This window comes from Lysobacter sp. 5GHs7-4 (assembly GCF_021284765.1).
Taxonomy (GTDB): domain Bacteria; phylum Pseudomonadota; class Gammaproteobacteria; order Xanthomonadales; family Xanthomonadaceae; genus Lysobacter.
Genome location: NZ_CP089924.1, coordinates 2,617,662 through 2,629,165 on the forward strand (window position 1 = coordinate 2,617,662; position 11,504 = coordinate 2,629,165).

11 protein-coding genes are annotated in these 11,504 nt (G+C 71.3%); 8 read left to right on the forward strand and 3 right to left on the reverse strand.

What is annotated here, in order from left to right:
* Positions 1-49 precede the first annotated feature (49 nt).
* From LVB77_RS11880 to LVB77_RS11910, 7 genes are all read left to right on the forward strand, one after another.
* A complete protein-coding gene (locus LVB77_RS11880; RefSeq protein ID WP_232906321.1) occupies positions 50-679 on the forward strand; it encodes a tetratricopeptide repeat protein in 630 nt (209 codons plus the stop codon).
* Between the two features lie 11 nt (positions 680-690).
* Positions 691-1,929 carry an outer membrane protein assembly factor BamB gene (bamB, locus tag LVB77_RS11885; protein WP_232906322.1) on the forward strand — a complete coding sequence of 413 codons (1,239 nt, stop codon included), beginning with the start codon at positions 691-693 and terminating at the stop codon, positions 1,927-1,929.
* A gap of 321 nt (positions 1,930-2,250) precedes the next feature.
* A complete protein-coding gene (gene der, locus LVB77_RS11890; protein WP_232906323.1) occupies positions 2,251-3,651 on the forward strand; it encodes a ribosome biogenesis GTPase Der in 1,401 nt (466 codons plus the stop codon).
* 269 nt (positions 3,652-3,920) lie between these two features.
* The gene (locus LVB77_RS11895; protein ID WP_232906324.1) at positions 3,921-4,529 is read left to right on the forward strand and encodes an NTP transferase domain-containing protein; all 609 of its coding nucleotides are present in this window, start codon (positions 3,921-3,923) and stop codon (positions 4,527-4,529) included.
* Positions 4,530-4,533: 4 nt separating this feature from the next.
* Complete coding sequence (glp, locus tag LVB77_RS11900; protein ID WP_232906325.1) at positions 4,534-5,748, forward strand: gephyrin-like molybdotransferase Glp; 1,215 nt, start codon at positions 4,534-4,536, stop codon at positions 5,746-5,748.
* 64 nt (positions 5,749-5,812) lie between these two features.
* Complete coding sequence (gene moeB, locus LVB77_RS11905) at positions 5,813-6,940, forward strand: molybdopterin-synthase adenylyltransferase MoeB (protein WP_232906326.1); 1,128 nt, start codon at positions 5,813-5,815, stop codon at positions 6,938-6,940.
* Positions 6,941-7,019: 79 nt separating this feature from the next.
* Positions 7,020-8,024, forward strand: a complete 1,005-nt coding sequence (locus LVB77_RS11910; protein ID WP_232906327.1) for a DUF2272 domain-containing protein — start codon at positions 7,020-7,022, stop codon at positions 8,022-8,024.
* Here the strand turns inward: LVB77_RS11910 and LVB77_RS11915 are convergent.
* From LVB77_RS11915 to LVB77_RS11925, 3 genes are all read right to left on the reverse strand, one after another.
* Positions 8,021-8,824, reverse strand: coding sequence for an alpha/beta fold hydrolase (locus LVB77_RS11915; RefSeq protein ID WP_232906328.1), 804 nt, complete (start codon positions 8,822-8,824; stop codon positions 8,021-8,023). The genes LVB77_RS11910 and LVB77_RS11915 overlap by 4 nt on opposite strands.
* A 184-nt stretch (positions 8,825-9,008) precedes the next feature.
* Positions 9,009-10,079, reverse strand: a complete 1,071-nt coding sequence (locus tag LVB77_RS11920; protein ID WP_232906329.1) for a beta-eliminating lyase-related protein — start codon at positions 10,077-10,079, stop codon at positions 9,009-9,011.
* The gene (locus LVB77_RS11925; RefSeq protein ID WP_232906330.1) at positions 10,076-10,387 is read right to left on the reverse strand and encodes a DUF1244 domain-containing protein; all 312 of its coding nucleotides are present in this window, start codon (positions 10,385-10,387) and stop codon (positions 10,076-10,078) included. The genes LVB77_RS11920 and LVB77_RS11925 overlap by 4 nt, the downstream gene beginning before the upstream one ends.
* A gap of 69 nt (positions 10,388-10,456) precedes the next feature.
* Between LVB77_RS11925 and folD the strand changes: the two genes are divergently transcribed.
* Entirely contained in the window at positions 10,457-11,332 is an 876-nt protein-coding gene (gene folD, locus LVB77_RS11930; RefSeq protein WP_232906331.1) for a bifunctional methylenetetrahydrofolate dehydrogenase/methenyltetrahydrofolate cyclohydrolase FolD, read from the forward strand.
* Positions 11,333-11,504: the final 172 nt, after the last annotated feature.

Below are 11,504 nucleotides of genomic sequence, written 5' to 3' on the forward strand. Positions count from 1 at the left end.
CCGGTTTTATTCCTTTGGGCTCCAGCCGGTCGGCGGGGCGAGACGAACGATGGCGATCGACGATCTAGCTGACGAACACGAACAAAGCGAACGCGTACTCGAATGGCTGCGCCGCAACGGCGCCGGACTGATCGGCGGCATCGCCCTGGGTCTGGCCGCGATCGGCGGCTGGAAGTGGTGGGAGAACCATCAGGCGCAGCAGCAGACCCAGATCGCCAACCAGTACCAGGCCGCGGTCGACGCGATCGAAGCCAAGGACAAGGGCGCCGAGGCCAAGGTCAAGGCGCTGGGTCAGAACACCTACCACACGCTCGCCGCGCTGCGCCTGGCGCAGTCGCAGGTGACGGCCAATCAGCGCGATGCCGCGATCGCCACGCTGCGTTCGATCAAGAGCGACGACGCCGCGATCGCCGAGATCGTGAACCTGCGTCTGGCGCGTCTGCTGATCGACGCCAAGCAGGCCGACGCCGCGCTCAAGCTGCTGACCAACGCCGCCACGCCCAGCGCGATCGCGGTGCGCGGCGACGCCCAACTGGCCCTGGGCCAGCGCGCCAAGGCGCAGGAAGCGTACACGCAGGCCATGACCAAGCTCGACGTGGCGTCGCCGCAGCGTCGCCTGCTCGAACTCAAGCTCACCGAAGCCGGCGGCACGCCGGTCAAGCCCGAGGCCAAGTCTTGATGAAGGTTGCCATGACCCCCAGCCGCACTGTGGTTCGCGCTACTACGAAGCATGCCACCGCCGTTCTGTTGTGCGCCTTCGCGCTGGCCGGCTGCTCCACCGTCAAGGGCTGGTTCGGCGGCGGCAAGAAGGACGACGGCAAGCCCAACGAACCGGTCGAGCTGACCGACATCACCCCCACCGCCAACGTCGCCAAGCTGTGGTCGGCGCAGGCCGGCAAGGGCGAGGACCGCATGGGTGTGCGCCAGGGCCCGGTGATCGCCGACGGCCGCGTTTACGCAGCAGCCATCGAAGGCGGTGTGCACGCATACGACCTGCAGACCGGCAAGACCGTGTGGGACTACCAGCCCATGCGTCAGCAGGGCGAGGACAGCGGCAAGAAGGACAAGGACATCCGTCTGTCCGGCGGTCCCGGCGTGGGCGAAGGCCTGGTCGTGATCGGCAGCCTGGAGGGCGAGGTGATCGCGCTCGACGCCGCCAGCGGCGCCGAAAAGTGGCGCGCCAAGGTCGGCAACGAAGTCATCGCCGCGCCGGCGATTGGCATGGGCATGGTGTTCGTGCGCTCCAACGACGGCCGTCTGAGCGCGTTCGACGCCGCCAGCGGCGAGCGCCGCTGGTTCTGGACCCGCGACGTGCCGATGCTGTCGGTGCGCGGCAACGACTCGCCGGTGCTGGGCCCGGGCTTCGTGTTCGTCGGCAACGACGACGGCAGCGTGGTGGCCCTGTCGGCCACCGACGGCCGCCCGATGTGGGAGCAGGCCGTGGCGCAGGCCGAAGGCCGCACCGAGCTGGACCGCATGGCCGACATCGACGGCACCCCGGTGCTGGAAGGCAGCACGCTGTACGCCAGCAGCTTCAAGAAGCAGACCCTGGCCATCGACGGTCCCAGCGGCCGCCCGATGTGGAGCAGCGAGCACGGCGGTGCCGGCCGCATCGGCGTCAGCGCCGACCGCCTGGTGGTCACCGACCCCACCGGCACCGTGTTCGGTCTGGACAAGGCCGGCGGCAGCGCGATGTGGCAGCAGGCCGGCCTGGCCCGCCGCAACGTCACCGGCGCCGCGGTGCAGGGCGACTATGCGGTGGTCGGCGATTTCGACGGCTACGTGCACTGGCTGAAGCTCGACAACGGCGAGTTCGCCGCGCGTCAGCGCGTCGGCGGCAAGGCCCTGCGCGCCGCGCCGGTGGTCTCCGATGGCGTGCTGGTGGTGCAGAACGTCGAAGGCGAACTGACCGCGTTCAAGCTGCAGTAAGGCGTCGCGTCGCGCTCCGGAGCGGCCTGCGCGGCCGCCCGGTTGCGGCGACCCAGTGGTACCCGCGGCCCGGATCGGCTGATCGCCGAGCCGGGCCGTTCGTTTGATCCCCAGCCTGTCGCCGGCCCGCGCCGGCACCGGTTCGCGGGCGCCGCCACGCGGTGACCCCGGCCCGCCATCCGGCCGCCGAAGGCGCCGTCGCGGGCGCTCTGGCACTATGGCGGCCTGTCGCAGCTCCGCGCTCGCGGGCGCCGGCCCCGTATTCCGTATCGCGGCGGCGTTCCGCCCGGTCCCCTTCCGTTCCTTTTTCGGTTTCGTCTCATGCTTCCGTTAGTTGCCCTCGTTGGCCGCCCCAACGTCGGAAAATCCACCTTGTTCAACGCGCTCACGCGCAGCCGCGACGCCCTGGTCCACGACCAGCCCGGCGTCACGCGCGACCGTCACTACGGCGTCTGCCGCCCCGAGGGCCTGCGCCCGTTCGCGGTGGTCGACACCGGTGGCATCGCCGGCGAGGACGAGGGCCTGGCCGGCGCGACCGCGCGCCAGGCGCGCGCCGCCGCCGAAGAGGCCGACCTGGTGCTGTTCATCGTCGACGGCCGCGAAGGCGCCTCGGCCTTGGACGACGACATCCTCAAGTGGCTGCGCAAGACCGCGCGTCCGACCCTGTTGGTGGTCAACAAGACCGACGGCATCGACGTCCAGGCCGCGCTCAACGACTTCGCCCGCTACGGCTTCGCCGACCGCGTGGCGGTGTCTTCGGCGCACCGGCAGGGCATCGACCGCCTGCTCGAGGAAGTGCTGTCCAAGCTGCCGGAAGAGGGCACTCAGACCGAACTCGACAGCGATCCCTCGCGCATCCGTGTGGCCTTCATCGGCCGCCCCAACGTCGGCAAGTCGACCCTGGTCAATCGCCTGCTCGGCGAGGAACGCATGATCGCCTCCGAAGTGCCGGGCACTACCCGCGATTCGGTCGCCATCGACATGGAACGCGACGGTCGCCTGTACCGGCTGATCGACACCGCCGGCCTGCGCCGCAAGTCGCGCGTCGACGAGGCGGTGGAAAAGTTCTCCATCATCAAGACCCTGCAGGCGATCGAGCAGTGCCAGGTCGCGGTGGTGATGCTGGACGCGGGCGAGGGCGTGACCGACCAGGACGCCAGCGTGCTGGGCTATGCGCTGGACGCCGGCCGCGCGTTGGTGGTGGCGGTCAACAAGTGGGACGGGCAGACCGACTACCAGCGCCAACAGACCGAGGCGCTGCTGGTGCGCAAGCTGGCCTTCGTCGACTGGGCCGAAGCGGTGCGCATCAGCGCCAAGCACGGCTCCGGCATGCGCGAGCTGTTCAAGGCCGTGCACCGCGCGCACGATTCGGCGACCCGCGAGTTCGCCACCGCCGAGGTCACCAAGGCCCTGGAAATCGCCTACGAAACCAACCCGCCGCCGGTGGTGCGCGGCCACGTCGCCAAGCTGCGCTACGCCCATCCCGCGGCCAGCAATCCGCCCACCTTCGTCGTCCACGGCACGCGCCTGCGCACCCTGGCCGACAGCTACAAGCGCTATCTGGAGAACTTCTTCCGCAAGCGCTTCAAGCTGGTCGGCACGCCGGTGCGTTTCATCTTCAAGGAAGGCAACAACCCTTACGAGGGCAAGAAGAACGTGCTGACCGAGAAGCAGGTGGCGAAGAAGCGCCGTCTGATCCGGCATGTGAAGCGCGGCAAGTGAGCTGGCGCGCCGTGCGCTTTGCGCACGGCTTTGGTGGTGGGTCGTCTCCGTGACACCCCGATCCGTCATCCCCGCGAAGGCGGGGATCCAGTGACTTCAGCCGGTACTGCCGCAGCCTCGTCCGGCCACGAAGAACAGCATCGAACCAAGCTTGCATCGACGCCCCGATCCGTCATCCCCGCGAAGGCGCGGATCCAGTAGCTTCAGCCGGTAGTCTCATCAGCAGACCCGCCGCAACGCAGCCATCCGAAGCCTCTGGTTCCGACGTCATGCAAGCCGCTGCGCCCACCACCGCCATCCCGCCCTCCGACCTGACCCTAGGCCTGCTAGCCGGTGGCCGCGCCAGCCGCCTGGGCGGGCTCGACAAGGCCTGGCTGTTGCGCGACGGCCAGCCGCAGGTGCTGTCGCTGGCCCAGCGCTACGCGGCCCAGGCCAGCGCCGTGCTGGTCAGCGCCAATCGCGATCCCGACCGTTACGCCGCACACGGCCTGCGCGCCGTGCCCGACCTGCGCCCGGACCTCGGCCCGCTGGGTGGATTGCAGGCGCTGGCGACCGCCTGCGCCACGCCCTGGCTGCTGACCCTGCCGGTGGACGCGCTGGACCCGCCCGAGGATCTGCTCGCGCGCCTGAGCGTCGCGGGTGCGCACGGCGCCTGCGCGATCGACGCCGACGGCGTGCAGCCGTTGTTCGCGCTGTGGCGCGTGGTGGCGCTGCGGCCCGTGCTGGCGCAGGCGCTCGCTCACGGCCGACTCTCCGTGCAGGCCTTGCAGACCGAACTGGGCATGGCGCGCGTGCGCTGCGATGGCCTACGCTTCGGCAATCTCAACACGCGCGAGGATCTGGCCGCGGCCGGTATCGACGCGCCACTATGCGACTGAAGACATGCACGAGTTTCCGACCGGCCTGAGCTTCGACGAGGCGCTCGCCATCGTCGCCGAGGTCGCCGCCGCGCACCGTCTGGACACCGAAACCCTGGCCCTGCCGCGCAGCCACGGCCGCGTGCTGGCGCAGGACGTGGACGCGCCGCTGGCGCTGCCGCCGTTCGACAACAGCGCGATGGACGGCTACGCCTTCCGCCACGCCGACCTGCTCGGCACCGGCGCCGGCCTGCGCCTGGCCGGCGAGCAGTTCGCGGGCGCCGCGCTGGCGCCGGCGCTGGCCATCGGCGAATGCCTGCGCATCACCACCGGCGCGCCGCTGCCGGCCGGTGCCGATACGGTCGCGATCAAGGAAAACGTGAGCCTGGAAGGCGAGCGCGTGCGTATCCCGACCGACACCCCGCGCGGCGCCAACGTGCGCTACGCCGGCGAGGACGTGCGCCTCGGCGACCGCGTGCTGCATGCGGGGCAGGCGCTCACACCCGCGCGCGTGTCCCTGGCCGCGTCCCTGGGGCTGCCGTCGCTGACGGTGGCGCGCCGCCCGACGGTGGCGGTGTTCACCACCGGCGACGAGCTGATCGAACCCGGGCTGCCGTTGGGCCCCGGCCAGATCCACGACAGCAACCGCGACCTGTTGATGGGGCTGCTGCGCGCCGACGGCCTGGAGCCGACCGCGTGGCCGCGCCTGCCAGACGACCCGCGCCAGGTCGAAATCGCGCTGCGCGACGCCGCCTGCGCCTTCGACCTGATCCTGACCTGCGGCGCGGTCTCGGCCGGCGAGAAGGACCACGTGCCGGCGGTGCTGGCCGCGTTCGGACGCACGCATTTCTGGAAGGTGCGCATGAAGCCCGGCATGCCGCTGCTGTTCGGCAGTCTGGACCAGGCGCGCTTCCTCGGCCTGCCGGGCAATCCGGTGTCGGTGATGGCGACCTACCTGACCTTCGGGCGCGCCCTGATCGACGGCCTACAGGGGCGCCAGGAACCGCGCCCGCGCTGGCGCGCGCGCCTCACCGACGCCATCGACAAGACCCATGTGCGCCGCGAGTTCATCCGCGCGCGCCTGTCGGCGGGCGAGGACGGCGCGCTGTACGCCGACCCCAATCCCGCCACCGGCTCGCACCGCCTGCGCGCGGCCGCCGAGTCCAATGCCCTGATCGTGATCGAGGAAGGGCCGCGCACACTGGCCGCTGGCGCCGTGGTCGAGGTGCTGCCGTACTGACGCGCGCAACGCAGCGTCGCCGGTGCCGCCGCACAGCGCCGGCGCGAAGGCGGATAATCGCCGCATGAGCATCGAACGCATCACTCCCGCCGAAGCGCTGCGCCGGCAACGTGCAGGCGCCTTGCTGATCGACGTGCGCGAGGCCGTCGAGCGCGCCGCCGGCCGCGCCGAGCACGCGCTGGGCGTGGCCCGTACGGAACTGGAAACCGACCCGCGCGCCAGCATCGCCGACGCCGCCACCGAGGTGCTGCTGATCTGCCAATCCGGTGCGCGCTCGCTGCTGGCCGCGCAGGCTCTGCTCGACGCCGGCTACACGCGCGTGGCCTCGGTCGATGGCGGTACCGCGCGCTGGATCGCCGAGGGCCTGCCACTGGCGCCGCCCGACGCCGATGCCGACTTCTACGACCGCTATTCGCGCCATCTGCGCCTGCCCGAAGTCGGCGAGGCCGGCCAGCGCCGCCTGCAGGCCGCGCGCGTGGCCCTGGTCGGCGCTGGCGGGCTGGGATCGCCGGCGGCCTACTATCTGGCCGCCGCGGGCATCGGCACCCTGGTGCTGGCCGACGACGACCGTGTCGACCGCAGCAACCTGCAGCGCCAGATCCTGCATACCGAAGCGCGCATCGGCACGCCCAAGGTCGAGTCGGCGCGGATCGCGCTGACGGCGCTGAATCCCCACCTCGACGTGCTGGCGTTTGCCGAGCGCATCGACTCGGGCAACGTCGAGCGTCTGATCGCCGACGCCGACGTGGTCGTCGACGGCGCCGACAATTTCCCGGTGCGCTACCTGCTCAACGACGCCTGCGTGAAGCTGGGCAAGCCGCTGGTCTACGGCGCGGTGCACCGCTTCGAAGGCCAGACCAGCGTGTTCGACGCCGGGCGCCAGCGCGGCCACGCGCCGTGCTACCGCTGCCTGTTTCCGGAGCCGCCGCCGCCGGAGGCCGCGCCCAATTGCGCCGAGGCCGGCGTGCTGGGCGTGTTGCCCGGCGTGATCGGCCTGCTGCAGGCGACCGAGGCGATCAAGCTGATCCTGGGCGCGGGCCAGCCCTTGAGCGGGCGATTGCTGCACTTCGACGCGCTGGCCATGCGCTTCCGCGAAACCCGCCTGCGCCCCGATCCGGGCTGCGCGGTGTGCGCACCGGGTGTGCCATTCCCCGGCTATATCGACTACCAGGCCTTCTGCGCCGTGCCTTGAAGCGCGCCGCGATGTGAAAACGGCCGACACACCGACTGTGCGACGTTCCTTGCATCGGGGACGGACGATGGAGCGACGCATGCGGGCAGGGTGGGTGACGATAGCGCTGTGGCTGCTACTGGCGTTGGCGACGCCCCCCGCGCAGGCCGGCGGCGTCTGCGTTCCGTCCCCCGGCCCCGACAGTTACGCCGCCCGCGTCGCCGCGATCGCCTGCCAGGAAAACGCGCTGTGGTTCCAGGCCTTCATCGACAGCGACGGCCGCCTGGCCAGCACCACCGTCGCCGAGGCCGAGAACTCGCGCCTGAGCGACGGCAGCACGCAGGCCTGGCGCCGCGTCGCCGACTATTGGAAGGGCAGCGGCCTGCTGTGGCAGATGAGCAGCTTCGCCGGCGCCGCCGAATGCGGCTATTCGCCCGCCGCCGATCCCGAGCAGATGCGCGCGGCCAACGCGTCGTGCCGCGCCTTCCTGATCGACAACCCGTGGTCGGCGGTGTTCGTGTCCTACGTGATGAACCGCGCCGGCGTGCCCAACTTCCGCGCCTCGGCCAGCCACATCGACTACGTGCGCGACGCCTACCTGCATCCCGATAGCAGTCCGTACACCTTCGCCGACCCCGACACCACCGCGCCCGCGCCCGGCGACCTGCTGTGCTTCGTGCGCGCCTCCTCGACGACGTTCGGTCATGCCGGCTTGAAGGCGTTCCTGGATCGCGACGCGGGCGCCTTGAACATGCACTGCGACATCGCCGCCAGCATCGACGGCGGCAAGCTCTATCTGGTCGGCGGCAACGTGCTGCAGGGCGTGACCCTGCGCGAACTCAACCTCAACAGCAGCGGCCTGCTATGGGCGCTGCCGCGCCGCGCCGCCGGGGCCGCCGACTGTCGGCCCGGTCATGCCCAGGGCTGCAGCTTCAACCGCCAGGACTGGGCGGCGTTGCTCAAGCTCAAGACCATGACGCCGACCACGCCGGCGCCGAATCTGGCGCCGCCGCGCAATTGCTGCGAGGTCTGCTCCTTGCCGATACCTGAAGGCATGCAGCGCTGTCCCGCGCGGCCGGCGGCCACGCCCGCGCCGGGCGGTTAGCCGCCCGCGTCGGGGGCGGCGAAGAACTCGCGCAGCGCCTGCTCGAACGCGGGCTCCGCGCCGATGCTGCTGTGATCGGCCTGCGCCAGCGCGACCACGCGCGGCGGCGTCGCCAGCGCCGCGATCAGGCGGTCGGTGTTGCCGGCCGGGATCACCTGGTCCAGGCCCGCGCGCAGCACCAGGGTCGGGCCGCGATAGCCGGCCAGCCAGCGCGCCGACTCGAAGCGGTCGCGCACCAGCCAGCCCACCGGCAGCAAGGGGTAGTGCGACTGCGCGACCGAGGCCAGGCTGTCGAACGGCGTGACCAGGGCCAGGCGCGCCACCGGCCGCTGCGAGGCGACGTGGCTGGCCACGCCGCTGCCCAGGCTGCAGCCGATCACGTCGATGGCCTGGCCCGGATGCGCGGCGCGCACGCGGTCGTAGAAACTCAGCGCGTCGCCGAACAGCGCCGCCTCGCTGGGCTGGCCGTCGCTGGCGCCGAAGCCGCGGTAGGCCAGCAGATACACGCTGCGATCGGGGAACAGTTGCGCCAGCTGGTCGCGGCGCTGTTCGATACGTTCGGCGTTGCCGCCGAAGTACAGCAGCGGCCGCGGCGCGGTCGGATTCACCGCCCAGCCGCGCAGGTGCACGCCCTCGCGTTCCAGGGCGAAGTCGGTGGTTGCCGGGTCCACGCGCGTGTACTGGCCGTAATAGATCAGGTCGCGCTGCTTGGCGTACATCAGCCCGCAGATGCCTGCATAGACCATCGCCGGCAGGCCCAGCATCGCCAGCCATGCGGGTTTGGAGAGCTTGAGCGCCATCGCGTTCCCCCTGTGGCCGCCGATCGCGGCCGATACCTGGACGTGCACGGGTTGCAGCGACTCCACTATGGGCAACGTCGAACGCGTCCCGCAAGGGCCGTCCGCCGCCGCCGAATGCGCCGAACCGATCCGGCCTGGCGGCTTGCGTGGAGCCAGCGTCGCCGGCCCCGTGCGACGGCCGCGTCTAGGCCGCCGCGATCACCGCGTCGATCTGCTCGGGTGTGGTCGCGTAGCTGGTCACCATGCGCAGGAAGCGCTGCCCGTCGCCGACGCTGCAGCCCTCGGGCAGGCCGCGACTGAGCCAGGGCGCACAGGCGATACCGGCTTCGCGCCAACGCGCCGCCACCGCCTCCGGCACCAGCGCGAACACCTCGTTGGCCTGGGTCGGCCAAGGCAGGCGCACGCCGGGCAGGGCGGCCAGGCCCGCCGCCAACCGCGTCGCCATCGCATTGGCGTGGCGCGCGTTGTCGCGCCAATGGCCGTCGTGCAGGTAGGCGACCATCTGTGCGCCCAGCAGGCGGCTCTTGGACAAGGTGTGGCCGGCGCGCTTGCGCTGGAACGGCAGCGACGCCGTCAGCGCCGGTTCGAAGCTCAGCACCGCCTCGCAGGCCAGTGCGCCGTTCTTGGTCGCGCCGAAGGTGACCGCGTCGAAGCCGGCCTGCCAGCTCATCGCCGCGGCGCTGCAGTCCAGCGCCACCATCGCGTTGGCGTAGCGCGAGCCGTCCAGGTGACAGCGCAGGCCGTGGCGCCGCGCCAGCGCGGTCAGCGCGCGCAATTCCTCCAGGCTGTACAGCGTGCCGGCCTCGGTCACCTGCGACAGCGACAGCACCGCCGGCTGCACGGTGCGCGCCACGCCGGGACTGAGGCGGGCGAGGGCGTCACTGAGGCCATCGGGGGTGATCTTGCCGGCGACACCGGCGATGCCGATCAGCTTGGCGCCGCCGCTGTAGAACTCCGGCGCGCCGCATTCGTCTTCCAGGATGTGGCTCTCGGCATGGCACAGCACCGCGCCCCAGGGCGTGCACAGCGCGGCCAGCGCCAGCGCATTGGCGGCCGTGCCGGTGGCGGTCAGGCAGACCTGCAGCTCGCGTTCGAACACCTGCGCCAGAGCGGCTTCGGCCTGCGCGCAGTAGCGGTCGGCGCCGTAGGACGGCTCGGCGTCGGCGTTGGCGCGCACGATCGCGTCCAGCACCGCGGCGCTGGCGCCGACCACGTTGTCGCTGGCCAGGTTGATGCGCGTGGGCGCCGCGCTCATCGCGGATGCGCGCGCTGCGCGGCCTCGAACGCCGCCAACTGCTCGGGCGTGGCCTCGGTCTGGTGCTGCGCCTTCCACTGCGCGAACGGCTGGCCGTAGACCGCCTCGCGCGCCTCGTCGCGGGTCATGGCGATGCCGCGCGCCTGCGCGCCGTCGCGGTACCAGTCGGCCAGGCAGTTGCGGCAGAAACCGGCCAGGATCATCAGGTCGATGTTCTGTACCTCCGGCCGGTCCTGCATCAGGTGCTGGCGCAGGCGCCGGAACGCGGCCGCCTCGATGGCGATGGTGTCGTGATCGATTTCGTTCATGGCATCTCGGCCGGTGTGGCGTGAATGGGGGATAATGCGCGGCCCAGCACCCGACGCCAATCCCGCCTCATGACGTCCGCCCCGACTCCGGCCCGCATCCTCGACGGCAAGCGCATCGCCGAGGACCTGCTCGACAATCTCAAGGCCCGGGTCGACGCGCGCGTGGCGGCCGGCCAGTCGCGCCCCGGCCTGGCCGTGGTCCTGGTCGGCAACGACCCGGCCTCCAGCGTCTACGTCAAGAACAAGCGCCGCGCCGCGCAAAAGGTCGGCATCCGCGCGATCGATTACGACCTGCCGGCCAGCACCAGCGACGCCGAACTGCTGGCCCTGGTCGACCGCCTCAACGCCGATCCGGACGTGCACGGCATCCTGGTGCAGCTGCCGCTGCCGGATCGCCGCGACGGCACCGCGCTGATCCACCGCATCGACCCGCGCAAGGACGTCGACGGCTTCCATCCGGAAAACGTCGGCCACCTGGCGCTGCGCCAGTTCGGCCTGCGTCCGTGCACGCCGCGCGGCATCACCACGCTGCTGGCCTACACCGACCGCCCAGTGCGCGGGCAGAGCGCGACCATCGTCGGCGTCAGCAACCACGTCGGCCGGCCGATGGCGCTGGAGCTGCTGATCGCCGGCTGCACCGTCACCAGCTGCCACAAGTTCACCCCGCCCGAAGTGCTGGAAGCCTCGGTGCGCGGCGCCGACATCCTGGTGGTGGCGGTGGGCCGCCCGCAGCTGATCCCGGGCGAATGGGTCAAGCCGGGCGCGGTGGTGATCGACGTGGGCATCAACCGCCTCGACGACGGCCGCCTGGTCGGCGACGTCGGCTTCGCGCAAGCCGCCCAGCGCGCCAGCTGGATCACCCCGGTACCGGGCGGCGTCGGCCCGATGACGGTCGCCACGCTGATGCAGAACACGCTGGAAGCGGCCGAGGCCTCCGACGCCTGAGCGCGGCTTTGGGCCGCCCGCGAGCTTTTTTTGCTCGTCATTCCCGCGAAGGCGGCTTCGCTCTTGCTCGTCATTCCCGCGAAGGCGGGAATCCAGTGACTTCAGCCGGTACGTGCCAATATTTCAGTGTGGCCGAAGCGGGTTCCTCGGACTTCCAGCTCTTTCGCACGAA

Bases quoted from the DNA above. Each gene is read 5' to 3' on its own strand.
- LVB77_RS11880 (WP_232906321.1), top strand. From the start codon at position 50: ATGGCGATCGACGATCTAGCTGACGAACACGAACAAAGCGAACGCGTA.
- der (WP_232906323.1), top strand. From the start codon at position 2,251: ATGCTTCCGTTAGTTGCCCTCGTTGGCCGCCCCAACGTCGGAAAATCC.
- bamB (WP_232906322.1), top strand. From the start codon at position 691: ATGACCCCCAGCCGCACTGTGGTTCGCGCTACTACGAAGCATGCCACC.
- LVB77_RS11920 (WP_232906329.1), bottom strand. From the start codon at position 10,079: ATGAGCGCGGCGCCCACGCGCATCAACCTGGCCAGCGACAACGTGGTC.
- LVB77_RS11895 (WP_232906324.1), top strand. From the start codon at position 3,921: ATGCAAGCCGCTGCGCCCACCACCGCCATCCCGCCCTCCGACCTGACC.
- LVB77_RS11910 (WP_232906327.1), top strand. From the start codon at position 7,020: ATGCGGGCAGGGTGGGTGACGATAGCGCTGTGGCTGCTACTGGCGTTG.
- glp (WP_232906325.1), top strand. From the start codon at position 4,534: ATGCACGAGTTTCCGACCGGCCTGAGCTTCGACGAGGCGCTCGCCATC.
- LVB77_RS11925 (WP_232906330.1), bottom strand. From the start codon at position 10,387: ATGAACGAAATCGATCACGACACCATCGCCATCGAGGCGGCCGCGTTC.
- folD (WP_232906331.1), top strand. From the start codon at position 10,457: ATGACGTCCGCCCCGACTCCGGCCCGCATCCTCGACGGCAAGCGCATC.
- LVB77_RS11915 (WP_232906328.1), bottom strand. From the start codon at position 8,824: ATGGCGCTCAAGCTCTCCAAACCCGCATGGCTGGCGATGCTGGGCCTG.
- moeB (WP_232906326.1), top strand. From the start codon at position 5,813: ATGAGCATCGAACGCATCACTCCCGCCGAAGCGCTGCGCCGGCAACGT.